We start from the raw sequence: 24,277 nt of genomic DNA on the forward strand, positions 1-24,277 counted from the left end.
TCACAGCCACCGCGGAGCCGATGTCCGTGGCCCCTCGTAGACTTGTCCGGTGCCTATTGTCCCCGTTGCCACCCCAGGAAAACTCAGCGTTCGCGGTGCCCGAGTCCACAACCTCAAGAACGTCGACATCGACATTCCCCGCGACTCGCTCGTCGTGTTCACCGGCCTGTCCGGTTCCGGGAAGTCGAGCCTCGCGTTCGACACGATCTTCGCCGAGGGCCAGCGTCGCTACGTCGAATCGCTGAGCGCCTACGCGCGCCAGTTCCTCGGCCAGGTCGATCGTCCCGACGTCGACTTCATCGAGGGGCTGAGCCCGGCGGTCTCCATCGACCAGAAGTCCACCAACCGCAACCCGCGGTCGACGGTCGGCACGATCACCGAGATCTACGACTACATGCGACTGCTCTGGGCGCGCATCGGCATCCCGCACTGCCCCGAGTGCGGCGAGAAGATCCAGCGGCAGACCGTGCAGCAGATCGCCGATCAGCTCATGGAGCTGCCCGAGCGCACGCGGTACCAGATCGTCGCTCCGATCGTCTCGCAGAAGAAGGGCGAGTTCGTCGACCTCTTCCGCGAGCTGGGCGCGAAGGGCTACTCACGCGCGATCGTCGACGGCGACCTCATCCAGCTCGCCGAGCCCCCGACGCTCAAGAAGAGCTACAAGCACGACATCGCCGTGGTGGTCGACCGTCTCGTGGCCTCCGACGAGATCCTCAGCCGCGTCACCGACTCGGTCGAGACCGCGCTCGGGCTCGCGGGCGGTGTCGTGCAGGTCAACTACGTCGACGGCGAAGGCGATGACGCGTGGCAGACCTTCTCCGAGAAGCTCGCCTGCCCGAACGGGCACGAGCTCACGCTCACCGAGATCGAGCCGCGCACCTTCTCCTTCAACGCGCCGTTCGGCGCCTGCCCCGCCTGCTCGGGGCTGGGAACGCGCATGTCGGTCGACGTCGATCTGATGCTCGGCGACACCGACCTCTCGATCCGCGAGGGCGTCATCATCCCGTGGACGACGCAGGGCAAGGGACTGTTCCAGTACTACGAGCGTCTGCTCGAAGGCCTGTCCCGCGACCTCGACTTCTCGCTGGACACGCCGTGGCACAAGCTCCACTCCGATGTGCAGGACGCGGTGCTGCGCGGCGAGAACTACAAGGTCACCGTCAAGTGGAAGAACCGGTACGGGCGCGAGATGCGCTACGCCTCGGGGTTCGAGGGCGTCGTACCCTACATCGAACGCCAGTACCTGCAGGCCGAGTCCGACACGCAGCGCAGCCGCTGGGGTGAGTACCTCCGCGAGGTCCCGTGCCCGGTGTGCGACGGCAACCGCCTCAAGCCGGAGGTGCTGGCCGTGCAGGTGCACGGGCACTCCATCGCCGAGGTCTCGCACCTCAGCCTCTCCGACGCCCGGGCGTTCATGGAGACGCTGAAGCTCACCGATCGTGAGGCGCAGATCGCCGCGCAGGTCCTCCGCGAGATCCGACTGCGACTCGACTTCCTGCTGCAGGTCGGGCTCTCCTACCTCAACCTCAGCCGCTCGGCGGGCTCGCTCTCCGGTGGCGAGGCCCAGCGCATCCGTCTCGCCACGCAGATCGGGTCCGGCCTCACGGGCGTGCTGTACGTGCTCGACGAGCCGTCGATCGGTCTGCACCAGCGCGACAACCGCCGCCTGATCAACACCCTCATCAAGCTCCGCGACCTCGGCAACACCCTGATCGTGGTGGAGCACGACGAGGAGACCATCGAGGCGGCCGACTGGGTCGTCGACATCGGTCCCGGTGCGGGCGTCAACGGCGGTGCGGTCGTGCACTCCGGGCCGTACTCGGCGCTGCTGAACGACAGCGAGTCGATGACCGGGCAGTATCTCTCCGGTCGCCGCGAGATCCCGATGCCGAAGAAGCGGCGGAAGATCGACAAGAAGCGCATGCTGAGTGTCGTGGGCGCGCGAGCGAACAACCTCCGCAACGTCACCGCCGACTTCCCCCTCGGCGTGCTGACCGCCGTCACCGGCGTCAGCGGCTCGGGCAAGTCGTCGCTCGTGAACGACATCCTCTACCAGGTGCTGGCCTCCAAGTTGAACGGTGCGCGCACCGTTCCGGGCAAGCACACCAGGGTCACCGGCCTCGACAACCTCGACAAGGTCGTGCACGTCGACCAGGCGCCGATCGGTCGCACCCCGCGGTCGAACCCCGCCACCTACACCGGCGTCTTCGATCGCATCCGCACGCTCTTCAGCGAGACCCCCGAGGCGAAGGTGCGCGGCTACCTTCCGGGGCGCTTCAGCTTCAACGTCAAGGGCGGGCGCTGCGAGGCGTGCTCGGGCGACGGCACGATCAAGATCGAGATGAACTTCCTGCCCGACGTGTACGTCGACTGCGAGGTCTGCCACGGCAAGCGGTACAACCGCGACACGTTGTCCGTGCACTACAAGGGCAAGAACATCGCCGAGGTGCTCGAGATGCCGATCGAGGAGGCCGCGGATTTCTTCGAGCCCATCCAGGCCATCCACCGCTACATGAAGACGCTGGTCGATGTGGGACTCGGGTACGTGCGGCTCGGTCAGTCGGCCACCACCCTCTCCGGCGGTGAGGCGCAGCGCGTCAAGCTCGCGACCGAGCTTCAGCGGCGCAGCAACGGTCGCAGCATCTATGTGCTCGACGAGCCGACGACCGGTCTGCACTTTGAAGACGTCCGCAAGCTCCTCGAGGTGCTGAACGGGCTCGTCGACAAGGGCAACACGGTCATAGTCATCGAGCACAACCTCGACGTCATCAAGTCGGCCGACTGGGTCATCGACCTCGGCCCCGAGGGCGGCTCCGGCGGCGGTCAGATCATCGCCACGGGTACCCCGGAGCAGATCGCACGCGTCGAGGAGAGCCACACCGGCCTCTTCCTCGGCGAGATTCTCGGCGAAGGGCGCTCCGCGCGGAAGGCCAGCTGATGGCGGATGCCCTCTCGTACAAGCCGCGGGCGGGGGAGATACCCACCGACCCCGGCGTGTATCGGTTCCGCGACGCCGAAGGACGCGTGCTCTACGTGGGCAAGGCGAAGAACCTGCGCCAGCGGCTCTCGAACTACTTCGCTCCACTGCGGACCCTGCATGAGCGCACCCGGCGCATGGTCACCACGGCGTCGTCGGTCGAATGGACCGTGGTACCCACGGACGTCGACTCGCTCCAGCTCGAGTACATGTGGATCAAGGAGTTCGATCCGCCCTTCAACGTGCGGTATAAGGACGACAAGTCCTATCCGTTCATGGCGGTGACCCTCGGCGACGAGGCGCCGCGAGTGATCGTCACCCGTAACCACAAGATCCCCGGCGCGCGCTACTTCGGACCGTTCCCCAAGGTCTGGGCGGTGCACGAGACCATCGACCTGATGATCAAGGCGTTCCCGATCCGCACCTGCAGCGACGCGAGCTACAAGCGCGCCATGCAGACGGGCCGTCCGTGCTTCCCCGGGCAGATCGGCAAGTGCGGCGGTCCCTGCTCCATGACGGTGACGATCGAGGAGCACCGGGCCATGGTCGACGACTTCGTCGCGTTCATGGCCGGCGGAGACGAGCGGTTCACCAAAGACCTTCGCAAGCGGATGCTGGCCGCGTCCGCGGCGATGGACTACGAGGCGGCGGCGAAGTACCGCGACAAGCTCACCGCGATCGACGCGGTGCTCGGCAGGAGTGCCCTCGTGCTGCAGCCGGACGAGGACGCCGACCTGTTCGGCATCGCCGAGGATGAGCTCGCGGCCGCGGTGCAGCACTTCGTGATCCGCGGTGGCCGCGTGCGCGGTGTGCGGGCGATGACGATCGAGAAGGAGATCGACATCACCACGGGGGAACTCGTCGATCAGGTTCTGCAGCGCGCGTACGGCGACGCGCAGGACGTGCCTCGCCGCATCCTGGTGCCGACCCTCCCCGATGACGCCGCGGAGCTCGAGGTCTGGCTGCGTGAGCGCCGCGGCAAGAAGACGGAGATCGCGGTGGCGCAGCGCGGTCAGCGCGCCGACCTCATGCGCACGGCGACGCTCAACGCGCAGCAGGCGCTGATCCGGTACAAGACGCGGCGCACGAGTGACTACGTGGCGCGCACGCAGGCACTGACCGATCTGCAGGAAGCCCTGGGCATGAGCGAGGCTCCGCTGCGCATCGAGTGCTTCGACATCTCGCATCTCGGCGGCACGAACGTCGTCGCGTCCATGGTGGTCTTCGAAGACGGACTGCCGCGCAAGGATCAGTACCGGTCGTTCGGGATCCCCGAGACCACCGACGACACCGACTCGATGTACCAGGTGCTCCGACGCAGACTCGCCTACCTCGATCGACCGGAGGAGCCCGAGGAGGAAGCGGGCGACGACGCGATCGTCCGCCGCAAGCCGCGGTTCGCCTACCCGCCGCAGCTGCTCCTCGTCGATGGCGGGAAGCCGCAGGTCGAGGCCGCCGCGCGCGCACTCCGCGACGCCGGGCACACCGAGATCGCGGTCTGCGGCATCGCGAAGCGCCTCGAGGAGGTCTGGCTTCCCGGCGAGGACTTCCCGGTCATCCTCCCGCGCACGAGCGAGTCCCTCTACCTGCTGCAACGCCTCCGCGACGAAGCCCATCGATTCGCGATCACGCACCAGCGCAAGAAGCGGCGGAACGACATCACCACCGTGCTCGCCGAGGTCCCCGGTCTCGGTGAGTCGCGCATCAAGGTCCTGCTCAAGCACTTCGGCTCGGTGACGGCGCTCAAAGGAGCTCAGCCTCACGAGATCCAGGAAGTCCAGGGAATCGGTCCCGTGCTCGCGCAGAATATCCATACGCACCTCTCCACTCGCTAGGCTGGATAGCGGGGGAGAAGGGCTGAGCGATGACTGACGGGGAGAAGGGCGAGTTTCTCATCGTCACGGGGATGTCCGGCGCAGGCCGTACCACTGTGGCGAATGCACTCGAGGACCTCGGCTGGTACGTCGTCGACAACCTGCCCCCGCAGATCCTCCGCCCACTTCTCGACCTCACCGACATGGGTGGCAAGGCTCTGCCGAAGGTGGCAGCGGTGGTCGACGTCCGAGGCCGCAACCTCTTCGACGACTTCCCCGGCGTCGCCCGCGCGCTCCGCTCGCGAGGTTCCGTCCGCGTTCTGTTCCTCGACGCGTCCGACGACGTGCTCGTCCGACGTTTCGAGTCCGTCAGACGGCCGCACCCTCTGCAGGGCGACGGCACACTGCTCGACGGCATCCGCATCGAGCGTGCTCGCCTCGCGCCGATCCGCGAGGCGGCCGACCTGGTGGTCGACACCTCGACGTTGAACATCCACCAGCTCGCGACACAGGTGTCCGACATCTTCTCGGAAGAGGGCGAGGCGCGTCATCGCCTGACGCTGCTCAGCTTCGGCTTCAAGTACGGGCTGCCCACCGACGTCGACATCGTCGCCGACATGCGTTTCCTCCCCAACCCGTTCTGGAACGAGGAGCTGCGCGGCCTGACGGGGCAGGACGAATCGGTGCGCGACTACGTGCTCTCCCGCGAGGGCGCGACCGAGTTCCTCGATGCCTACGCCGCGGCACTCGTGCCGGTGCTGGAGGGGTATCAGCGGGAGAACAAGAGCCACTCCACGATCGCCATCGGCTGCACGGGCGGCAAGCACCGTTCGGTGGCGATGTCGGAGGAGCTCGCACGACGGCTCTCGGCGGTCCCCGGGGTCGCCGTCAATGTCCGTCATCGGGACCTCGGCAGAGAGTAGCCGGTCGCCCGGCCGAGTAGGCTGGACGTTTGCGTCGCGATCCGGCGCGTGAACGTGAAGGAGTGTCGTGGCACTAACCACCGACGTCAAGGCTGAGCTGGTCAGCATCCGCAACGCACCCCCGACGGTGCGCGTCGCCGAGGTGACCGCGATCCTCCGGTTCGCCGGTGGTCTGCACTCCATCGCAGGCCGCGTGGCCGTGGAGGCGGAGGTGGATGCCGAGACGCTCGCGCGCCGCGTCGCCCGCGACCTCGCCGAGATCTACGGGGTGCGCCCCGAGATCGCGCAGGTGCAGTCGAGCACGGCCAACGACGGTGCCCGCTGGGCCGTGCGAGTGATCTCGCAGGGAGAGACCCTGGCACGACAGACCGGGCTCCTCGACCAGCGCCGCCGTCCGGTGCGCGGTCTGCCGAACCGGCTCACCACCGGCTCCCGTGCCGAGGTCGCCGGCCTCTGGCGAGGCGCGTTCCTCGCAGCCGGAACCCTCAGCGAGCCCGGCCGTTCCGCGATGCTCGAGGTGCTCTGCCCGTCGTCCGAGGCAGCGATGGCACTCGTCGGCGCCGCACACCGCCTCGGTGTCGCCGCGAAGGCCCGCGAGGTGCGCGGCATGCCCCGCGTCGTGGTCCGCGAGGGGGAGGCGATCCGCACCATCCTGAACGAGATGGGCGCGCAGAAGACCGCCGTCACGTGGGAAGAGCTCCGCCAGCGCCGCGAAGTGCGTGCCGGCGTCAATCGACTGGTCAACTTCGACGACGCCAACCTGCGCCGCTCCGCGCAGGCCGCCGTCGCCGCCTGCGCGCGCGTCGAGCGCGCACTCGAGATCCTCGCCGACGAGGTGCCCGACCACTTGCGCGTGGCGGGCGAACTGCGTCTGGCACACCGCGATGCCAGCCTTGACGAGCTCGGTCATCACGCCGATCCGCCGCTGACGAAGGATGCTGTGGCCGGCCGCATCCGCCGCCTGCTGGCGATGGCCGACAAGCGCGCTCAGCAGGAGGGCATCCCGGGTACCGAGGCCGCTGTGCCGATGGGGCTCGACGTCTGATCCGGTTGCATTCGAAGGCCCGCCGCCCCGCATGCAGGGCGGCGGGTCTTCGTCATATGGCGGAAGGATCTGGTCCGGCCAGGCGTTGTCGTCAGTAGGATGAGTTACGTCCGCTCTACGCCGCACATCGGTGGCGCGGAGGATCGGCAAGCGCCGCGGCGCGGCGCGGATTGGATGAAAGCGATATGGCGACTTACACGCTCCCTGACCTTCCCTACGACTTCGCAGCCCTCGAGCCGCACATCAGCGGCAAGATCATGGAACTTCATCACGACAAGCACCACGCGACCTACGTCGCCGGCGCGAACACCGCGCTCGAGCAGCTCGCGGAGGCCCGTGACAGCGGCAACCTCGCCAACGTCAACAAGCTCGAGAAGGACCTCGCCTTCAACCTGGGCGGCCACGTCAACCACTCGATCTTCTGGACCAACCTGTCGCCGAACGGCGGAGGACAGCCCGAGGGCGAGCTCAAGGCGGCCATCGACGAGTACTTCGGCTCGTTCGACAAGTTCCAGGCGCACTTCACGGCTGCAGCGACCGGCATCCAGGGCTCCGGCTGGGCCGTGCTCAGCTGGGACTCGATCGGCTCGCGCCTGATCATCCAGCAGCTGTTCGACCAGCAGTCGAACACGGCGCAGGGCACGATCCCGCTCTTCCAGCTCGACATGTGGGAGCACGCCTTCTACCTCGACTACCTCAACGTCAAGGCGGACTACGTCAAGGCGGCATGGAACATCGCCAACTGGGAGAACGTCGCCCAGCGCCTCGAGGTCGCCCGCAAGCAGACGAACGGCCTGCTGGTACTGTCGTAATCAAGACGGGCGTCCCGACGGACATCTGGCCCGTCGGGACGCCGTTGTCCATGCTTGTCTAGTTGAAACCGCGCGTATGCGCACGAGAAATCAGGAGACCTTAGTGTCTGTCAAGATCGGTATCAACGGCTTCGGCCGCATCGGACGCAACTACTTCCGCGCGGCTCTCGCGCAGGGAGCAGACCTCGAGATCGTCGCGGTCAACGACCTCACCGACAACAAGACCCTCGCGCACCTGCTGAAGTACGACTCGGTCGGCGGCGTCCTCGACGCCGAGATCAGCTACGACGACGAGAGCATCACGGTCAACGGCAAGAAGATCAAGGCGTTCGCAGAGCGCGACCCCGCCGGTCTCCCGTGGGGCGAGCTGGGCGTCGACATCGTCATCGAGTCCACCGGTTTCTTCACCAAGGCCGAGGCGGCCAAGAAGCACCTCGAGGCCGGCGCGAAGAAGGTCCTCATCTCGGCTCCCGGTACCGGCGTCGACGGCACGTTCGTCATGGGCGTGAACGAGGACACGTACAACCCGGAGACCGACCACATCATCTCCAACGCGTCGTGCACCACCAACTGCCTCGCGCCGCTCGCCCAGGTCTTCAACGACGCGTTCGGCATCGACCGCGGCTTCATGATGACGGCACACGCCTACACCGCAGACCAGAACCTGCAGGACGGCCCGCACAGCGACCTCCGTCGTGCCCGCGCCGCCGCGATCAACATCACGCCGGCATCGACCGGTGCGGCCAAGGCCATCGGCGAGGTGCTCCCGGAACTCCAGGGCAAGCTCAGCGGCTCCTCGTACCGCGTCCCGGTTCCCACCGGCTCCATCGTCGACCTGACGCTGGTCACCGACCGACAGGACCTGACGGTCGACGAGGTCAACGCGGCGTACAAGGCAGCTGCGGCTGACGGCCGCCTGGCCGGCTACCTGCAGTACAACGAGGACCAGATCGTCTCGAGCGACATCGTGCACAACGCGCACTCGTCGATCTTCGACTCGACCCTCACGAACGTGAGCGGCAACCTGGTCAAGGTCTCGAGCTGGTACGACAACGAGTGGGGCTACTCCAACCGTCTCGTCGACCTGACCGAGTACGTCGCCGAGCGTCTCTGAGCTCCGACACATGACTCTGCGCACCCTGGAATCGCTGGGTTCGCTCGAGGGCAAGCGCGTCATCGTCCGTTGTGATCTCAACGTCCCCCTGCGGGACGGGGTCATAACGGACGATGGCCGTGTACGCGCCTCGCTGCCGACTCTCAACGCACTGATCAACGCGGGTGCCCGCGTTGTCGTGTGCTCGCACCTCGGACGCCCCGATGGTGCTCCCGACCCGCAGTACAGCCTCGAGCCGGTGGCTCAGCGTCTGTCCGAACTCCTCGGCGCCCCCGTCGCGTTCGCGCGCGACACGGTCGGCGAGTCGGCGCAGGATGCTGTGGCGTCGCTGGAGGACGGCGGGGTCGTCGTCATCGAGAACCTGCGCTTCAACGCGGGGGAGACCGCGAAGGACGACGCGACGCGTCAGGCCTTCGCCGCTGAGCTCGCGAAGCTCGGCGACGTGCTCGTCTCCGACGGCTTCGGTGTCGTACATCGCAAGCAGGCGAGCGTCTACGAGCTCGCCGAGCTGCTGCCGTCTGCGGCCGGCCTGCTGATCGAGACGGAGCTCGACGTGCTCGACCGCCTCACCGAGAAGCCGGAGCGTCCGTACGCGGTCGTGCTCGGCGGATCGAAGGTGAGCGACAAGCTGGGCGTCATCTCGCACCTGCTGCCGCGCGTCGACCGCATCCTCGTCGGCGGCGGAATGCTGTTCACCTTCTTGAAGGCGCAGGGACACGAGGTCGCCTCGAGCCTCCTCGAAGAGGATCAGCTCGACACCGTCCGCGAGTACATCGCCGAGGCCGAGAGGCGCGGCGTGGAGTTCGTGCTTCCGACCGACGTCGTCGTCGCCGCATCGTTCTCCGCGGATGCCGAGCATGAGACGGTCGCCGCTGACGCGATCGAGTCGACGGCGTTCGGCGCCTCCGGCATCGGCCTCGACATCGGCCCGGAGACGGCCGCCCGGTTCGCCGAGGTGATCCGGAGTTCGAAGACGGTGTTCTGGAACGGCCCGATGGGCGTGTTCGAGTTCCAGGCCTTCGCGGCCGGCACGAAGACCGTCGCACAGGCGCTCACCGAGGTCGACGGCCTCAGCGTCGTTGGCGGGGGCGACTCCGCGGCCGCCGTGCGTCAGCTCGGATTCTCAGACGACCAGTTCGGTCACATCTCGACCGGTGGCGGAGCAAGCCTCGAGTTCCTCGAGGGAAAGAAACTACCCGGCCTGGAGGTGCTCGGATGGGCATAGCGACCCGTACCCCGCTGATCGCGGGCAACTGGAAGATGAATCTCGACCACCTGCAGGCGGTCGCGTTCGTTCAGAAGCTGCACTGGACGTTGAAGGACGCCAAGCACGAAGACGGTTCGGTCGAGGTGGCGGTCTTCCCGCCGTTCACCGACATCCGCAGCGTGCAGACGCTGGTCGACGCCGACAAGATCCCGTTCGCCCTGGGCGCGCAGGACATCTCGTCGCACGACTCGGGCGCATACACCGGTGAGGTGTCCGGCGCGTTCCTGGCGAAGCTCGACGCGAAGTACGTCATCATCGGCCACTCGGAGCGTCGGGAGTACCACGCCGAGTCCGACGAGGTCGTCGCCGCGAAGGTGCAGGCATCACTCAAGCACGGACTGGTCCCGGTCATCTGCGTCGGCGAGACCGCGGAGGATCTCGAGAAGTTCGGCGCCAGCGCGGTGCCGGCCGGTCAGCTCGAGGCGGCGCTCCAGGGTGTCTCGCCGAAGGCCGACATCGTCGTCGCCTACGAGCCGGTCTGGGCGATCGGATCCGGTCAGGCGGCGACGCCGCAGCAGGCACAGGATGTCTGCGCCGCGTTGCGCACGGTCATCGCGAAGGTCCTCGGCGACGATGCCGCCGCGCGCACCCGCATCCTGTACGGCGGCTCGGTGAAGTCGTCGAACATCGCCAGCTTCATGCGGGAGCCTGATGTGGACGGCGCCCTGGTCGGCGGCGCGAGCCTCGTCGTCGACGAGTTCGCCGCGATAATCCGCTTCGAGAAGCACGTCGGCGTGTGAGTGCAGCGGGGCTCCGGCCCCGCTGCACCGTATACTTGACCGTTACGGGGGCGCACCTGCCCCAGCGAAAGGCTCTTTCTCGTGGCAATTCTCGAGTTCGTCCTGCAGGTCGTGCTGGGCATCACCAGCGTCCTGCTGACCCTCCTCATCCTCTTGCATAAGGGCCGCGGTGGTGGCCTTTCCGACATGTTCGGCGGAGGCATGACCTCGTCGGCCGGCTCTTCCGGTCTCGCGGAGCGGAACCTCAACCGCTTCACCGTCGTCCTTGCGCTGACCTGGTTCGTCGCCATCGTCGCGCTCGGCCTCATCACGAAATTCGAGGTCATCTGATGGCTACCGGTGGAAATGCAATCCGCGGCACCCGTGTCGGTTCCGGCCCGATGGGCGAACAGGACCATGGCTACCACGCCGACCGCATCGCGGTCTCCTACTGGGACGGGCTCGGCAACGAGACGGTCCGCTACTTCGCGGCAGGGCTGCCCGAAGACGAGATCCCGGAGACCATCGATCACCCGCAGTCGGGGCTGCCGGCCGGCCGCGACAAGGAGAACCCTCCTGCTCTCGCGAAGGCCGAGCCGTACAAGACGCACCTCGCCTACGTGAAGGAGCGCCGCACCGACGAGGAAGCCGTGCAGCTCCTCGAGGATGCGCTCACCCAGCTGCGCGAGCGCCGGGGCCAGTGACCTTCGCTCTCTGACACGGAAGAAGCCGCCGCGAGTGATCGCGGCGGCTTCTTCCGTGTGTCAGCGCCTGACCGGCGTGGAGCGGGTGGTCACCGGCACTTCTTCGCGGCGTCGATGTAGTTCTGCGGCGGGTACCCGTAGGCCCACACGCCGTTGGCGTCGTCCGAGAAGCCCATACTGATCGCCCAGGCCGTCGCCCACTTCTCGATGCTGTCCTGCGTCGAGGAGTCGTACATGTCCTCGCATTTGACGCTGATCGCGTGTCCGACCTCGTGAGCGACGAGAGCCTTGCTCCGGTCGGCAGGCCATTGCTCGGCGACGGAGTTCGACAGCTCGATGACCGACCGCCCTGGATCATCCCACCACCAGGTCGTGTATCCACCCATGCTGCCGTTGTACCCGGCGCCGTTCACGATCGGGGCCCAGTCGAACTCGAGCAGCACTCCGGGGGCCAGCGACCGCGCGAAGGCCTCGATCTCGAGCCGCGCGTTCATCAGCGGACCGGACTTCTCGGCGAGCTCCGCCTTCTCGGCGGAGACGACCTGTGCCGCTGCGCTCTGCAGGGCGGAGTACGTCGTCACCGCGGTCTCATCGATCGTCGTGGTCGCGATCGCGTCGGCGGCAGCGCCGCGCAGGGCGATCACGGCGTCGTTGCGAGTGGAGAGGTGAGCCTTCTCGAAGGCCGTCGCCTTCTCGCCGGTGGTGGCGATGAGCGAGGTACCGCTCTCGGTGACCGCGTCGGAGGCGTCGAACAGGTCGGCCGCCTCCGCTGTCAGGTCGTCGGCGTACTGGAGGGCGTCCGCGCGTTCCTGATCGAGCCGACCGGTCTCGCCGAACAGCTCCCAGAACCATGTCGGCTTATCTCCGGCGACGGGGATATCCCGGGCGATCAGTTCTTCAGCGGCCTGCGCGGCGCCGTCTGCCTCGGCGACGGCGCTGACGAGTGCCTCCTCCGCTGCCGGGTCGACCGTGATGGCCTCGTTCTCGCTGTCGAGGATCAGCTGCGCGGATTCCGTCACCGCCTGCAGGTCGCTGTTCTCGCCGCGGAGCAGCGTCTTCTCACTGCTCGCGGACGCGACGGCATCCGCATGGCTCTCAGCCGCCGCGTCATAGCCGAGGTTCGCCGAGACCTGCGTGATCGCCAGGGCGGCGATGACGGCTGCGCCGCCGAGGATGCCGAGCACGAGGCGTGTGTGCCGCTTCCGCGGCGCGCGCGGGGGAGCTGCCGGTCCGACCCCGGAGAAGTGCGCGGAGAGGTGATGTCCTCCGTCGCGCGATGCGGGGTCGGGGATACGAGGGTGGTGCGGCGACGGAAGAGCGGTCACTGGATGCTCATTCGGTAGGTGGAGGGGCTGACGGGAATCGAACCCGCATCATTAGTTTGGAAGACTAAGGCTTTACCACTAAGCTACAGCCCCGAATCCCGGGCACTTCGTCAGGCTCAGCAACCCGGGGATCGGACCGGAGCAGTAACTCCGGCGTCATCGATCATACCGGACCGTGAGGGGTGCTCCCGTCCGTTAGACTCGATGGGGCTGAATCTGCGCGCGGATTCCCCGGGGCGTAGCTCAGCTTGGTAGAGCGCCCGCTTTGGGAGCGGGAGGTCGCAGGTTCAACTCCTGTCGCCCCGACACGGCATCTTCAGCCTGACAGCCGCGCTCTTGCGCGGAGACAACAAGGAGAACACACAAGCATGGCGAACAGCACCGTCGAGAAGCTGACCCCGACCCGGGTCAAGCTCAGCATCACGGTCACCCCGGACGACCTCAAGCCGAGCATCGCTCACGCGTATGAGCACATCGCTCAGGACGTCCAGATCCCCGGCTTCCGCAAGGGCAAGGTCCCGGCACCGATCATCGATCAGCGCATCGGTCGCGGCGCGGTCATCGAGCACGCCGTCAACGAAGGACTCGACAAGTTCTTCCGCGAGGCCAGCGCCGAGCACAAGCTCCGCGTCGTGGGCCGCCCGGCCGCCGACATCACGCAGTGGCCGAACGAGAAGGACTTCTCGGGCGACCTGCTGGTCGATGTCGAGGTCGATGTCCGTCCCGACATCGAGCTGCCTTCCTACGACGGCATCACCGTGACCGTCGACGCCGTCGAGGCCGATGAGGCCGCACTCGACGCCGAGCTCGAGAACATGCGTGCGCGCTTCGGCACGCTCGTGCCCGTCGACCGTCCGGCCGCGAAGGGCGACTTCGTCGACCTGGACCTCGTCGCCACCATCGACGGCGCCGAGATCGACCGCGCCGAGGGCGTCTCCTACGAGATCGGCTCCGGCGAGCTGCTCGAGGGCATCGATGATGCGATCGAGTCGCTCACCGCCGGTGAGGACACGACCTTCCGCTCGTCTCTGGTCGGTGGCGACCACGCCGGCTCCGAGGCCGAGGTCTCCGTGACGGTCAAGGCCGTCAAGGAGCGCGAGCTTCCCGAGGCTGACGACGACTTCGCGCAGATCGCCAGCGAGTTCGACACCATCGCCGAGCTCCGCGCGAGCCTCGCCGAGCGCGTCGCGCAGCAGGGCGTCTTCACGCAGGGCTCCGCCGCACGCGACAAGCTCGTCGAGGCGCTGCTCGAGAAGGTCGAGATCCCGGTCCCGCCGCAGCTCATCGAGGACGAGGTACACAACCACCTCGAGGGTGAGAACCGCCTCGAGGACGACGTGCACCGCGCCGAGGTCACCGAGGCGAGCGAGAAGCAGTTCCGCACGCAGGTGCTGCTCGACACGATCGCCGAGCAGGCCGACGTGCAGGTCTCGCAGGAGGAGCTCAGCCAGTACCTGATCCAGTCGGCATCGCAGTACGGCATGGCTCCGCAGGAGTTCGTCGAGGCGCTGCAGTCGTCGAACCAGCTCCCGGCCCTGGTCGGCGAGGTCGCCCGCAACAAGGCGCTCGCGATCGCTCTCGGCAAGGTGAAGGTCGTCGACACCAACGGCAAGGCCGTCGATCTGTCCGACTTCATCGTCACCGACGACGAGGCGTCCGAGGACGCTGCTGTCGAGGCCGACGAGAAGCCCGCCAAGAAGCCGGCCGCCAAGAAGCCGGCTGCCAAGAAGGCTCCGGCGAAGAAGGCCGATGACGCCGAGGCCGAGGACAAGCCCGCCGAGGACAAGCCCGCTGCCAAGAAGCCGGCCGCCAAGAAGGCTCCGGCCAAGAAGGCTGCCGACAAGGCCGAGTGATCGACACGATCCAGTGAAGAGGGCGGATGCTGCGGCATCCGCCCTCTTTTCGCATCGAGGGAGAACGTGAGCATGAAGAGCTGGGACGAGCGGATCGACGACGTCTGGGCGGAAGCCGCAGGCGACGAGGTCGGCGATGACACGATCGCGCACATCGACGCCTTGGCGGCCGAACGCGGCCCGGACGACGGCAGGGCGGAGTTCGAACGGGCGGGAGCACGCGATTCGGCGGGCAGGCCCGACGAGGCCGTGGCGCTGTATCGACGTGCTTTGGCGCTCGGACTCGATGAGGACCACCGCTCGCAGTGCGTGATCCAGCTGGCGAGCTCGCTGCGCAACCTCGGCGAGTTCGACGAGGCGCTCGACGTGATCCGTGCCGAAGCGGCGCGCGCACCGGACGGGCCGTACCGCGATGCCGTCGCCACAGTGCACGCGTTGATCCTCGCGAGCGCCGGCCGCCCTGCCCAGGGACTCTCGGTGGCGCTCCTCGCGCTGGTCCCTCACCTCCCTCGCTACCATCGCTCGATGACGGCGTACGCGCGGGAGATCGCGGAATCCGACACCTGATATGCCGACGGCGAACACGGCCTGAGCGCCGCGCCGACGCCGGTAGATTCGAAGCACGAACAAGGAAACAGGAGCTGAAATGGCTGCAGAACCCCTCGTCGCGACGAGCGTCTTCGACAGGCTGCTGAAGGACCGCATCATCTGGCTCGGTTCAGAGGTGCGCGACCAGAACGCCAACGAGATCTGCGCGAAGATCCTTCTTCTCGCCGCGGAAGACTCAGAGAAAGACATCTACCTCTACATCAACTCGCCCGGTGGGTCGATCACCGCCGGCATGGCGATCTACGACACCATGCAGTTCGTGCCGAACGACATCGTCACCGTCGGCATCGGCATGGCGGCGTCCATGGGACAGCTGCTGCTCACCAGCGGCACCAAGGGCAAGCGCTACATCACCCCGAACGCCCGCGTGCTGCTGCACCAGCCGCACGGTGGCTTCGGCGGCACGTCGAGCGACATCCAGACCCAGGCGCAGCTCATCCTCTCGATGAAGAAGCGCCTTGCGGAGATCACGGCAGGCCAGACCGGCAAGTCGGTCGAGCAGATCAACGCCGATGGTGACCGCGACCGCTGGTTCACCGCCGAAGAGGCCCTCGAGTACGGCTTCGTCGACCACATCCGTGAGCACGCGAGCGATGTCACCGGCGGCGGCGGCACCGCGGACGACGCAGAGTAATCCGGATTCGAGAGGACACCATGTACACGCCCACTTTCCAATCCGCAGGCAACCTGCCGTCCAGCCGCTACGTGCTCCCGCAGTTCGAGGAGCGCACGGCCTACGGCTTCAAGCGTCAGGACCCGTACAACAAGCTCTTCGAAGATCGCGTGATCTTCCTGGGCGTGCAGGTCGATGACGCATCCGCTGACGACGTGATGGCGCAGCTGCTCGTCCTGGAGAGCCAGGACGCCGAGCGCGACATCACGATGTACATCAACTCGCCCGGTGGCTCGTTCACCGCGATGACGGCGATCTACGACACGATGCAGTACGTCGCGCCGCAGATCCAGACCGTCGTGTTGGGTCAGGCGGCCTCCGCTGCTTCCGTGCTGCTCGCAGCCGGCGCGCCGGGCAAGCGTCTCGCGCTTCCGAACGCCCGTGTGCTGATCCATCAGCCGGCGATGGGTGAGGCCGGCCAGGGCCAGGCGTCCGACATCGAGATCCAGGCGGCGGAGATTCTCCGCATGCGCACCTGGCTCGAGGAGACCATGGCTCGCCACACCGGTCAGCCGGTGGAGAAGGTCAACCGCGACATCGATCGCGACAACATCCTCTCGGCCGAGCAGGCGCTCGAGTACGGCATCGTCGACCAGGTGCTCACCACGCGCAAGCGCGTCTGATCACGTCGATTCCGAAGGGGCACCAGTCATCACGACTGGTGCCCCTTCGTCGTACCCGACGGATGCGCAGGCCGCCCACGGGCTAATGCTCATATGAGCGAAAAGGTGCGCGAACGCGGCTGACCGCCTACCCTGGAGAGGGAAGGAGGATGCCGTGGAAGAAGATCTGCTCATGGTCCGCGTCGCCGAGCTGTACTACGACGAGGACAAGACCCAGGACGAGATCGGCGGACTCCTCAAGGTTTCCCGGTGGAAGGTCGGCCGCCTGCTGACGCAGGCACGTGAGCGCGGCATCGTCCGGATCGAGATCGTTCATCCGCGCGCGCGGCGCCTCGGTTTGGAACGTCTGCTCGTGGAGCGTTTCGGGCTGGCGGATGCGGTCGTCGTCCCAGCCCCGGAGGGGGACGACGGCACGCTGGAGCGCGTCGCGCAGGCCGCCGCCGATTTCCTCGCCGCACTCCGACCCGCACCGCGAACCTTGGGTGTGAGCTGGGGCCGCACGCTGCGTGCCGTCGCCGAGGCTCTGCCCGACGGCTGGGCGAACGGCGTCACCGTGGTGCAGCTCAACGGCGGCGTCAGCCTCAACCGTCGTTCCGGCGGCGCGGCCGGCCTCGCCGTGACGATCGCGCAGCGGGCCTCGGGCCAGGTGTCACTTCTGCCGAGCCCGGCGATCCTGGAGCGCGTCGAGACCAAGCAGGCCATCGAGGCCGACCGCACCGTCGCGGCGATCCTCGAGGAGGCCGCAGAGGCGCAGGCCTTCCTCTTCACCGCGGGTCCCTGCGACGCGTCGTCCGCCCACGTCGAGAACGGCTACCTCAGCGCCGAGGACGTGGAGGAGCTCGCCAGACGCGGCGCCGTCGGCGACGTCCTCGGGCGCTACGTCGACGCCGAAGGCAACATCGTCGACGCGCAGCTCGACGCGCGCACGGTGGGCGTCTCGCTCGACCGGCTGCGCGGCGCCAAGCGCGCGATCTTCGTCACCGCGGGCCCCGCGAAGCATGACATCGCGCGTACAGTCGTGACCAGCGGCCTGTGCGGCGTTCTGGTGACCGATGAGACCACAGCACGAGCATTGTTGGAGGAACAGTGACGACCCAAGAACTCAGCCGCAGGACGGCGGTGGACGTCCTCGGCGGTGAGCCGGACGACGCCACTCTCCGTCGCTTCCTGCACGGCCTCCCCGGCGTGGACGCGGTCGGACTCGAGCAGCGCGCTGCCGGTCTCGGCACCCGCTCGATCAAGACCACGTCGAAGGCGTGGGCGCTCGACACGATCATCAAGCTGATCGACCTGACGACCCTCGAGGGTGCCGACACCCCGGGCAAGGTGCGATCGCTCGTCGCGAAGGCGAAGAACCCGGATGCTGCGGATCCCACGACGCCTCGCGTCGCTGCCGTGTGCGTCTACGGCGACATGGTCGGCGACGCGGTCACCGCGCTCGGCAGCCTGCACGGCGACCCCGACGACGGGCTCATCTCGGTCGCTGCGGTGGCGACGGCGTTCCCGAGCGGACGCTCCTCTCTGGCAATCAAGCTCGCCGACACCGCCGAAGCAGTGGCCGCCGGTGCGGACGAGATCGACATGGTCATCGACCGCGGCGCCTTCCTGTCCGGGCGCTACGGCCTCGTGTTCGATCAGATCGCCCAGGTCAAGGAGGCCTGCCGCCGCGCGGACGGCACTTACGCCTCCCTGAAGGTCATCCTCGAGACCGGCGAGCTCAACACCTACGACAACATCAAGCGGGCCTCGTGGCTCGGCATCCTCGCCGGCGGCGATTTCATCAAGACCTCGACCGGCAAGGTGCAGCCCGCGGCCACGCTGCCGACCACTCTCTTGATGCTCGAGACCGTGCGCGACTGGCACCGCGGTACGGGCGAGAAGATCGGCGTGAAGCCCGCCGGCGGCATCCGCGCATCGAAGGATGCCGTGAAGTACCTCGTCACGGTCGCCGAGACGGTGGGGGAGGAGTGGCTCCAGCCGCACCTCTTCCGCTTCGGCGCCTCGAGCCTCCTGAACGACGTGCTCCTGCAGCGGCAGAAGCTCAGCTCCGGCCACTACTCGGGCCCCGACTACGTCACGATCGACTAGGGATACACATGTCATTTCTGGAATACGCTCCGGCACCGGAGTCCAAGGCGGTCCTGAACCTGAAGGACAGCTACGGGCTGTTCATCAACGGCGAGTTCGTCGACGGGTCGGGGGAGAGCTTCACCACCATCTCGCCGGCCGACGAGACGCGCATCGCCGAGATCGCCTCCGCGAACGACGAGGACATCGACCGGGCCGTCGCCGCTGCGCGACGCGCCTACGAGAAGACCTGGTCGAAGATGTCGGGCCGCGACCGCGGCAAGTACCTCTTCCGCATCGCCCGTCTCGTGCAGGAGCGCGCCCGCGAGCTCGCCGTGGCCGAGAGCCTCGACAACGGCAAGCCGATCAAGGAGAGCCGCGACGTCGACGTGCCACTGGTCGCCTCCTGGTTCTTCTACTACGCCGGCTGGGCCGACAAGCTCGATTACGCCGGGCTGGGTGCGAACCCGCGTGCCCTCGGCGTCGCCGGACAGATCATCCCGTGGAACTTCCCGCTGCTGATGCTCGCGTGGAAGCTCGCTCCGGCTCTTGCCGCGGGCAACACCGTCGTGCTGAAGCCCGCCGAGACCACGCCGCTGACCGCGCTGATCTTCGCCGAGATCCTGCAGCAGGCAGATCTTCCCGCCGGGGTCGTCAACATCGTCACGGGTGCGGGAGCATCCGGCGCATCGCTGGTGCGCCACCCCGACGTCGACAAGGTCGCGTTCACCGGGTCGACCGGTGTCGGCCGTGACATCGCGCGCGCCGTCGCGGGGACGCACAAGAAGGTCACGCTCGAGTTGGGCGGCAAAGCGGCGAACATCGTGTTCGACGACGCGCCCATCGACCAGGCGATCGAGGGCATCGTCAACGGCATCTTCTTCAACCAGGGTCACGTGTGCTGTGCCGGCAGCCGTCTGCTGGTGCAAGAGTCGATCCACGACGAGGTCATCGATCGGCTCAAGAGCCGTCTGTCGACACTGCGCCTCGGCGACCCCCTCGACAAGAACACCGATATCGGCGCCATCAACTCCGCAGCCCAACTGGCCCGCATCCGTGAGCTCAGCGACATCGGCGAGGCCGAGGGTGCCGAGCGCTGGACGGCCGACTGCGCGATCCCGGAGAAGGGGTTCTGGTTCGCCCCGACGATCTTCACCGGCGTCGAGGCCTCGCACCGCATCGCCCGCGATGAGGTGTTCGGGCCTGTGCTCTCGGTGCTGACGTTCCGCACGCCCGCCGAGGCGATCGCCAAGGCGAACAACACGCCGTACGGTCTCTCCGCCGGCATCTGGTCCGACAAGGGATCGCGCATCCTCGCGGTCGCCGACCGTCTGCGTGCCGGCGTGATCTGGGCCAACACCTTCAACCGTTTCGATCCGTCGAGCCCGTTCGGCGGGTACAAGGAGTCCGGGTACGGCCGCGAGGGCGGACGTCAGGGCCTCACCGCCTACCTCAAGGGAGCCGCAGCATGAGCAAGCGACTGGCCGTGCCGAAGACGTACAAGCTGGCGATCGGCGGGGCGTTCCCGCGGAGCGAGTCCGGACGCACGTACGAGGTGTTCTCGCCCAAGGGCGCGTTCCTCGCCAACGCGGCGAAGGGTTCGCGAAAGGATGCCCGCGACGCGGTGGTCGCCGCGCGTGCCGCGGTGAAGGGCTGGTCGGGAGCGACGGCCTACAACCGCGGCCAGGTGCTCTACCGTGTCGCAGAGGTGCTCGAGGGACGCCGCGCGCAGTTCGTGGAGGAGATCGTCGCGCAGGAGGGCGGCTCGACATCTGCCGCCGAGTCGCAGGTCGACGCGGCCATCGATCTCTGGGTCTGGTACGCCGGCTGGTGCGACAAGTACGAGCAGGTGGCGGGCAACGCCAACCCCGTGTCGGGCCCGTACTTCAACATCTCAGTGCCCGAGCCGACCGGTGTGGTCGCGATCGTCGCCCCGCAGGACTCGGCGCTGCTGGGTCTGGTCTCGGTCGTCGCTCCGGCCCTCGTCGCCGGCAACGCCGTGGTCGTGATCGCCAGCGAGCGGCATCCGCTGTCGGCCATCAGCCTCGCCGAGGTCCTGGCGACGAGCGATGTGCCCGGGGGAGTCGTCAACGTGCTCACCGGCTCGCCCGCCGAGATCGCGCCGTGGCTCGCCTCTCACCAGGACGTGAACGCGCTCGACCTCGCAGGAGCGGGCCACCTGGACTGGGTCGACATGCAGATCGCCGCGGCCGAGACGCTGAAGCGCGTGCTCGCGCCGGGCGAGGTCGTCGCCTCGCCGGAGCGGATCGGCGTCTTCACCGAGGTGAAGACCGTCTGGCATACGAAGAGCATGGTCTGACACATCCATCGGATCCGACGGAGGCCGGGCTCGCAGCTGCTGCGGTCCGGCTTTCGCCGTCACCAGACCGGATCGCGCCAATGCGGCCCTGTGTCGGATGCAGAGGTTAGGCTCGAAGGACGATCTCTGGATCCCCCATAGGAGGACGCGCATGGCCCGTATCGGTGAAAGCGCTGACCTGTTCAAATGCTCATTCTGCGGAAAGAGCCAGAAGCAGGTGCAGCAGCTCATCGCTGGCCCCGGTGTGTACATCTGCGACGAGTGCGTCGAGCTGTGCAACGAGATCATCGAGGAGCGCATGGCGGAGTCCTCCGCCGAGGGCGTCGCGGAGTTCGAACTGCCGAAGCCGCGCGAGATCTTCTCCTTCCTCGAGGAGTACGTCGTCGGACAGGAGCCCGCGAAGCGCGCCCTCGCCGTCGCGGTCTACAACCACTACAAGCGCGTCCGCGCGCACGGCACCCTGCAGACCGCCGAGCAGAAGGCCGAAGAGATCGAGATCGCGAAGAGCAACATCCTGCTCATCGGACCGACCGGCTGCGGCAAGACCTATCTCGCTCAGACGCTCGCCAAGCGCCTCAATGTGCCGTTCGCCGTGGCCGATGCCACCGCGTTGACCGAGGCCGGCTACGTCGGTGAGGACGTCGAGAACATCCTGCTCAAGCTGATCCAGGCCGCGGACTACGACGTGAAGCGTGCCGAGCAGGGCATCATCTACATCGACGAGGTCGACAAGATCGCCCGCAAGGCCGAGAACCCGTCGATCACGCGCGACGTGTCGGGCGAGGGCGTGCAGCAGGCGCTGCTGAAGATCATCGAAGGCACGGTCGCCTCGGTGCCGCCGCAGGGCGGCCGCAAGCACCCGCACCAGGAGTTCCTGCAGATCGACACCACCAACGTGCTCTTCATCGTCGCCGGTGCGTTCGCCGGACTCGAAGACATCGTGTCCGCGCGCGTCGGAAAGCACGGCATCGGCTTCGGCGCTCCGCTGCACGACAAGACCAAGGACCTCGATCTCTTCAGCGAGGTGCTGCCGGAGGACCTGCACAAGTTCGGGCTCATCCCGGAGTTCATCGGTCGTCTGCCCGTCGTCACGAACGTCTCGCCGCTCGACCAGGACGCGCTGATGGAGATCCTCACCGGACCCCGCAACGCGCTCGTCAAGCAGTACCAGCGCATGTTCGAGCTCGACGGCGTCCAGCTGGAGTTCGACGAGGAGGCACTGCGATCGATCGCCGACTTGGCCGTCGAACGCAAGACAGGCGCCCGTGGTCTCCGCGCCATCCTCGAAGATGTCCTCGGACCGATCATGTTCGAGATCCCCTCCGCGGAAGACGTCGCCAAGGTCATCGTGACTCGCGCCGCCGTCGACGAAGGCGCACCGCCCACCATCGTGATGGAGCGCAAGCGCAAGAGCGCGTGATGGGCTGAGGGCCGATCGTGCGTCAGGTCACGCTCGTCGTCGGGACCGTCTGCGTGGTCATGGTCGGTTTGGCTGTCTTCGCCACGCTCTGGCTCACCGGCTCGATCTTCGGTTCGCAAGACGGTGACAGGATCGCCTGGGATCGGGCGGCAGCGACGGCGGACGCCATGCAGGAAGACTTCGGCTATCAGCGCGACCGGCGCGATGCCGAGACGATCGCGGCCGGACCGGTGTTCACCGGGAGAAACGGTGCCACGCCCGTCGCCTGGTCGGGCTCCACAGACGCAGGTGACGAGGCAGTGATCGACGTCCGTATCCGCGTGGACGTCGCAGCCAACGAAGGCGGGTTCGGCAACGGTCCCGTCGTGAGCGCAGGAAATGCCGAGCGCTGCTACCGCTTCACACTGGTCATCAGCCAGGACGCCCGCCGAGACGAGGTCGACTGCGCCGATCTCCCGACCGACGTGGAGCCACCCGTGATCACGCCGCTGGCTGCTCTGCCGGAAGACGCGGCCGTCCGGTTGGAAGCCCTGCTGGCGGCATCCGATCCATCCGACCTCGCGCAGAACGTGCGTGCGGAGTTCACCGACCCGAAGTTCTCCGTTGACACGACGGTGACCGACGCCGGCGAGCTCGTCGTCGCCGTCGGTGCCCAAGAATCCCGCGACTGCCTCGTGAGAGTGCGCAAGCTCGACGGAACGATCGCTCCGGTGTCCTTCGATCGCATCCTGCTCGAGCCGGGCGAGGGCGGATGCACGGTGCAGCTCTACACAGCGCCGCCACTCTGAGCGCGTTGCCGTGCTAGCCAGAAGGAGAAGTCCTGTGAATGGATCGACGAACGATTCTCCTCACCCCTGGCGTGTTGTCTCGTCGGAGATGCTCGTCGCGGATCGATGGATCCGAGTCCGGGCTGACGAATGCGTCGATGAGCACGATCGTCGCATCGCGCCGTTCTACGTGTTGGAGTATGGCGATTGGGTCTCCGTGCTCGCCGTCGACACCGAGGGCCAGGCGATCCTCGTCGAGGAGTATCGCCACGGCGCCGGCATCGTCGCACAGGGAACCATCGGCGGAGGGGTCGAGCCCGCTGAAGAACCCCGCCGAGCGGCCGAGCGCGAGCTACGCGAAGAGACCGGCTACGAGGCTCGAGAAATCATCGACCTCGGAGCTACGTGGGCCAACTTCGGCAATCACACCAATCGCGTGCACCACTTCCTGGCACGCGACTGCGTTCTGGTGTCCGAGCAGTCGCTCGACGAGAGCGAGTCGATCGCGGTCCGGTTGCTGCCGGTGGCCGACGCGGGAGCCCGGCTGGAGCAGAGCTATCACCAGCTCACCTGGTACAAAGCGCAGGCGTGGCTCGCCGGGCAACCGCCGGACTCGCCCTAGGGGGTCGGCACGACGAGCTCTGCGATCAGCAACTCATCGATGGCATCGCTCCACTCCCGATGACGACGCAGTGTGAAGCCGTATCGGTCGAACGTCGCCGAGAGGTTCGCCGCGCCGGAGTACGGGGCGTGGTCGCGTGCATACGGCCGCTGCGCCGAGGGCTGCTCGGGAGCGCCATGACCGGACGTGTCCGTCTTCTGGAACGTCGCCGTCACGAGTCGTCCACCCGGTCGCAGGATCCGCCGCCATTCCGCCGCAGCTGTAGGCACATCTGGGATGATGTGCAGCGCTGTCACGCAGGTGAGCAGGTCGACCGACGCGGACTCGACCGGTATGTCCGCTGCGGACGCCCGGAGCCACGTCGCTCCCGGCAGATGGCCGCGCGCGACCTCGAGCATCCCCGCGGAGATGTCGACACCGATGAGGTCGGCGTCGACGGCACGGGGCGCGATCGCGCGGAGCACCAATCCCGTCCCTGTCGCGACATCGAGGATGACGTGCACGTCGGTGAGATCGGCGAACTCCGCCGTCGCGGTGGCGACAGCTCGATGCATCGCGCTGTCGTCGTATCGTTCAGCGCGGGAATCGAAGGCAGCGCTGATGAGGCTCAGCGGATCACTCAT

Annotated in this window: 23 protein-coding genes and 2 tRNA genes; 22 read left to right on the top strand and 3 right to left on the bottom strand. The window is 67.3% G+C overall.

The window, feature by feature from the left end:
• Positions 1 to 49 precede the first annotated feature (49 nt).
• The 10 genes from uvrA (at position 50) to QFZ21_RS00690 (ending at position 11,375) form a co-directional block, all read left to right on the top strand.
• On the top strand, positions 50 to 2,938 hold the full coding sequence (uvrA, locus tag QFZ21_RS00645) for an excinuclease ABC subunit UvrA (protein WP_307373350.1): 2,889 nt from the start codon (positions 50 to 52) through the stop codon (positions 2,936 to 2,938).
• Positions 2,938 to 4,812, top strand: coding sequence for an excinuclease ABC subunit UvrC (gene uvrC / locus QFZ21_RS00650; RefSeq protein WP_307373351.1), 1,875 nt, complete (start codon positions 2,938 to 2,940; stop codon positions 4,810 to 4,812). The genes uvrA and uvrC overlap by 1 nt, the downstream gene beginning before the upstream one ends.
• Positions 4,813 to 4,841: 29 nt before the next feature.
• Positions 4,842 to 5,714, top strand: a complete 873-nt coding sequence (rapZ, locus tag QFZ21_RS00655; RefSeq protein WP_307373352.1) for an RNase adapter RapZ — start codon at positions 4,842 to 4,844, stop codon at positions 5,712 to 5,714.
• A 67-nt stretch (positions 5,715 to 5,781) separates the two neighbouring features.
• Positions 5,782 to 6,759 carry a DNA-binding protein WhiA gene (whiA, locus tag QFZ21_RS00660; protein ID WP_307373354.1) on the top strand — a complete coding sequence of 326 codons (978 nt, stop codon included), beginning with the start codon at positions 5,782 to 5,784 and terminating at the stop codon, positions 6,757 to 6,759.
• A gap of 185 nt (positions 6,760 to 6,944) precedes the next feature.
• Positions 6,945 to 7,571, top strand: a complete 627-nt coding sequence (locus QFZ21_RS00665) for a superoxide dismutase (protein ID WP_307373357.1) — start codon at positions 6,945 to 6,947, stop codon at positions 7,569 to 7,571.
• 103 nt (positions 7,572 to 7,674) lie between these two features.
• Positions 7,675 to 8,685, top strand: a complete 1,011-nt coding sequence (gene gap, locus QFZ21_RS00670; RefSeq protein ID WP_307373359.1) for a type I glyceraldehyde-3-phosphate dehydrogenase — start codon at positions 7,675 to 7,677, stop codon at positions 8,683 to 8,685.
• A gap of 10 nt (positions 8,686 to 8,695) precedes the next feature.
• Positions 8,696 to 9,910, top strand: coding sequence for a phosphoglycerate kinase (gene pgk / locus QFZ21_RS00675; protein ID WP_307373361.1), 1,215 nt, complete (start codon positions 8,696 to 8,698; stop codon positions 9,908 to 9,910).
• Positions 9,901 to 10,692: a triose-phosphate isomerase gene (gene tpiA / locus QFZ21_RS00680; protein ID WP_307373363.1), complete on the top strand. Its 792-nt coding sequence runs from the start codon at positions 9,901 to 9,903 to the stop codon at positions 10,690 to 10,692. Before pgk ends, tpiA begins: the two co-directional genes overlap by 10 nt.
• Before the next feature lie 81 nt (positions 10,693 to 10,773).
• Positions 10,774 to 11,022 carry a preprotein translocase subunit SecG gene (gene secG, locus QFZ21_RS00685; RefSeq protein WP_307373366.1) on the top strand — a complete coding sequence of 83 codons (249 nt, stop codon included), beginning with the start codon at positions 10,774 to 10,776 and terminating at the stop codon, positions 11,020 to 11,022.
• Positions 11,022 to 11,375 carry an RNA polymerase-binding protein RbpA gene (locus QFZ21_RS00690; protein WP_046012631.1) on the top strand — a complete coding sequence of 118 codons (354 nt, stop codon included), beginning with the start codon at positions 11,022 to 11,024 and terminating at the stop codon, positions 11,373 to 11,375. The genes secG and QFZ21_RS00690 overlap by 1 nt, the downstream gene beginning before the upstream one ends.
• 89 nt (positions 11,376 to 11,464) lie before the next feature.
• Here the strand turns inward: QFZ21_RS00690 and QFZ21_RS00695 are convergent, their stop codons facing one another.
• Together QFZ21_RS00695 and QFZ21_RS00700 are read right to left on the bottom strand one after the other, a co-directional pair.
• Positions 11,465 to 12,700: a hypothetical protein gene (locus QFZ21_RS00695; RefSeq protein ID WP_307373368.1), complete on the bottom strand. Its 1,236-nt coding sequence runs from the start codon at positions 12,698 to 12,700 to the stop codon at positions 11,465 to 11,467.
• 19 nt (positions 12,701 to 12,719) lie between these two features.
• A tRNA-Gly gene (locus QFZ21_RS00700) sits at positions 12,720 to 12,793 on the bottom strand.
• 139 nt (positions 12,794 to 12,932) lie between these two features.
• Between QFZ21_RS00700 and QFZ21_RS00705 the strand changes: the two genes are divergently transcribed.
• The 12 genes from QFZ21_RS00705 (at position 12,933) to QFZ21_RS00760 (ending at position 23,654) form a co-directional block, all read left to right on the top strand.
• Positions 12,933 to 13,006: transfer RNA gene (locus tag QFZ21_RS00705), tRNA-Pro, on the top strand.
• 62 nt (positions 13,007 to 13,068) lie between these two features.
• Positions 13,069 to 14,553, top strand: coding sequence for a trigger factor (gene tig / locus QFZ21_RS00710; RefSeq protein WP_307373370.1), 1,485 nt, complete (start codon positions 13,069 to 13,071; stop codon positions 14,551 to 14,553).
• A gap of 72 nt (positions 14,554 to 14,625) precedes the next feature.
• Positions 14,626 to 15,120, top strand: coding sequence for a tetratricopeptide repeat protein (locus QFZ21_RS00715; protein ID WP_307373372.1), 495 nt, complete (start codon positions 14,626 to 14,628; stop codon positions 15,118 to 15,120).
• A gap of 79 nt (positions 15,121 to 15,199) precedes the next feature.
• The gene (locus QFZ21_RS00720) at positions 15,200 to 15,796 is read left to right on the top strand and encodes an ATP-dependent Clp protease proteolytic subunit (RefSeq protein ID WP_116636734.1); all 597 of its coding nucleotides are present in this window, start codon (positions 15,200 to 15,202) and stop codon (positions 15,794 to 15,796) included.
• A 20-nt stretch (positions 15,797 to 15,816) separates the two neighbouring features.
• Positions 15,817 to 16,458 (top strand): ATP-dependent Clp protease proteolytic subunit, encoded by a 642-nt coding sequence (locus QFZ21_RS00725; protein WP_307373375.1) that lies wholly within the window; start codon positions 15,817 to 15,819, stop codon positions 16,456 to 16,458.
• 154 nt (positions 16,459 to 16,612) lie between these two features.
• Positions 16,613 to 17,548: a sugar-binding transcriptional regulator gene (locus QFZ21_RS00730; RefSeq protein ID WP_307373378.1), complete on the top strand. Its 936-nt coding sequence runs from the start codon at positions 16,613 to 16,615 to the stop codon at positions 17,546 to 17,548.
• Positions 17,545 to 18,546 carry a deoxyribose-phosphate aldolase gene (gene deoC / locus QFZ21_RS00735; RefSeq protein WP_307373380.1) on the top strand — a complete coding sequence of 334 codons (1,002 nt, stop codon included), beginning with the start codon at positions 17,545 to 17,547 and terminating at the stop codon, positions 18,544 to 18,546. Before QFZ21_RS00730 ends, deoC begins: the two co-directional genes overlap by 4 nt.
• 8 nt (positions 18,547 to 18,554) lie before the next feature.
• Complete coding sequence (locus QFZ21_RS00740) at positions 18,555 to 19,997, top strand: aldehyde dehydrogenase family protein (RefSeq protein ID WP_307373382.1); 1,443 nt, start codon at positions 18,555 to 18,557, stop codon at positions 19,995 to 19,997.
• Positions 19,994 to 20,845 (top strand): aldehyde dehydrogenase family protein, encoded by an 852-nt coding sequence (locus QFZ21_RS00745; RefSeq protein WP_307373384.1) that lies wholly within the window; start codon positions 19,994 to 19,996, stop codon positions 20,843 to 20,845. The genes QFZ21_RS00740 and QFZ21_RS00745 overlap by 4 nt, the downstream gene beginning before the upstream one ends.
• A gap of 151 nt (positions 20,846 to 20,996) precedes the next feature.
• Positions 20,997 to 22,265 carry an ATP-dependent Clp protease ATP-binding subunit ClpX gene (gene clpX / locus QFZ21_RS00750; protein WP_307373387.1) on the top strand — a complete coding sequence of 423 codons (1,269 nt, stop codon included), beginning with the start codon at positions 20,997 to 20,999 and terminating at the stop codon, positions 22,263 to 22,265.
• Positions 22,266 to 22,282: 17 nt separating this feature from the next.
• On the top strand, positions 22,283 to 23,053 hold the full coding sequence (locus QFZ21_RS00755) for a hypothetical protein (protein ID WP_307373389.1): 771 nt from the start codon (positions 22,283 to 22,285) through the stop codon (positions 23,051 to 23,053).
• A 34-nt stretch (positions 23,054 to 23,087) separates the two neighbouring features.
• Positions 23,088 to 23,654, top strand: coding sequence for an NUDIX hydrolase (locus QFZ21_RS00760; RefSeq protein WP_307373392.1), 567 nt, complete (start codon positions 23,088 to 23,090; stop codon positions 23,652 to 23,654).
• Here QFZ21_RS00760 and QFZ21_RS00765 read toward each other — a convergent pair.
• Complete coding sequence (locus QFZ21_RS00765; RefSeq protein WP_307373394.1) at positions 23,651 to 24,277, bottom strand: class I SAM-dependent methyltransferase; 627 nt, start codon at positions 24,275 to 24,277, stop codon at positions 23,651 to 23,653. The genes QFZ21_RS00760 and QFZ21_RS00765 overlap by 4 nt on opposite strands.

It is taken from the genome of Microbacterium sp. W4I20, from assembly GCF_030816505.1.
Lineage (GTDB): Bacteria > Actinomycetota > Actinomycetes > Actinomycetales > Microbacteriaceae > Microbacterium.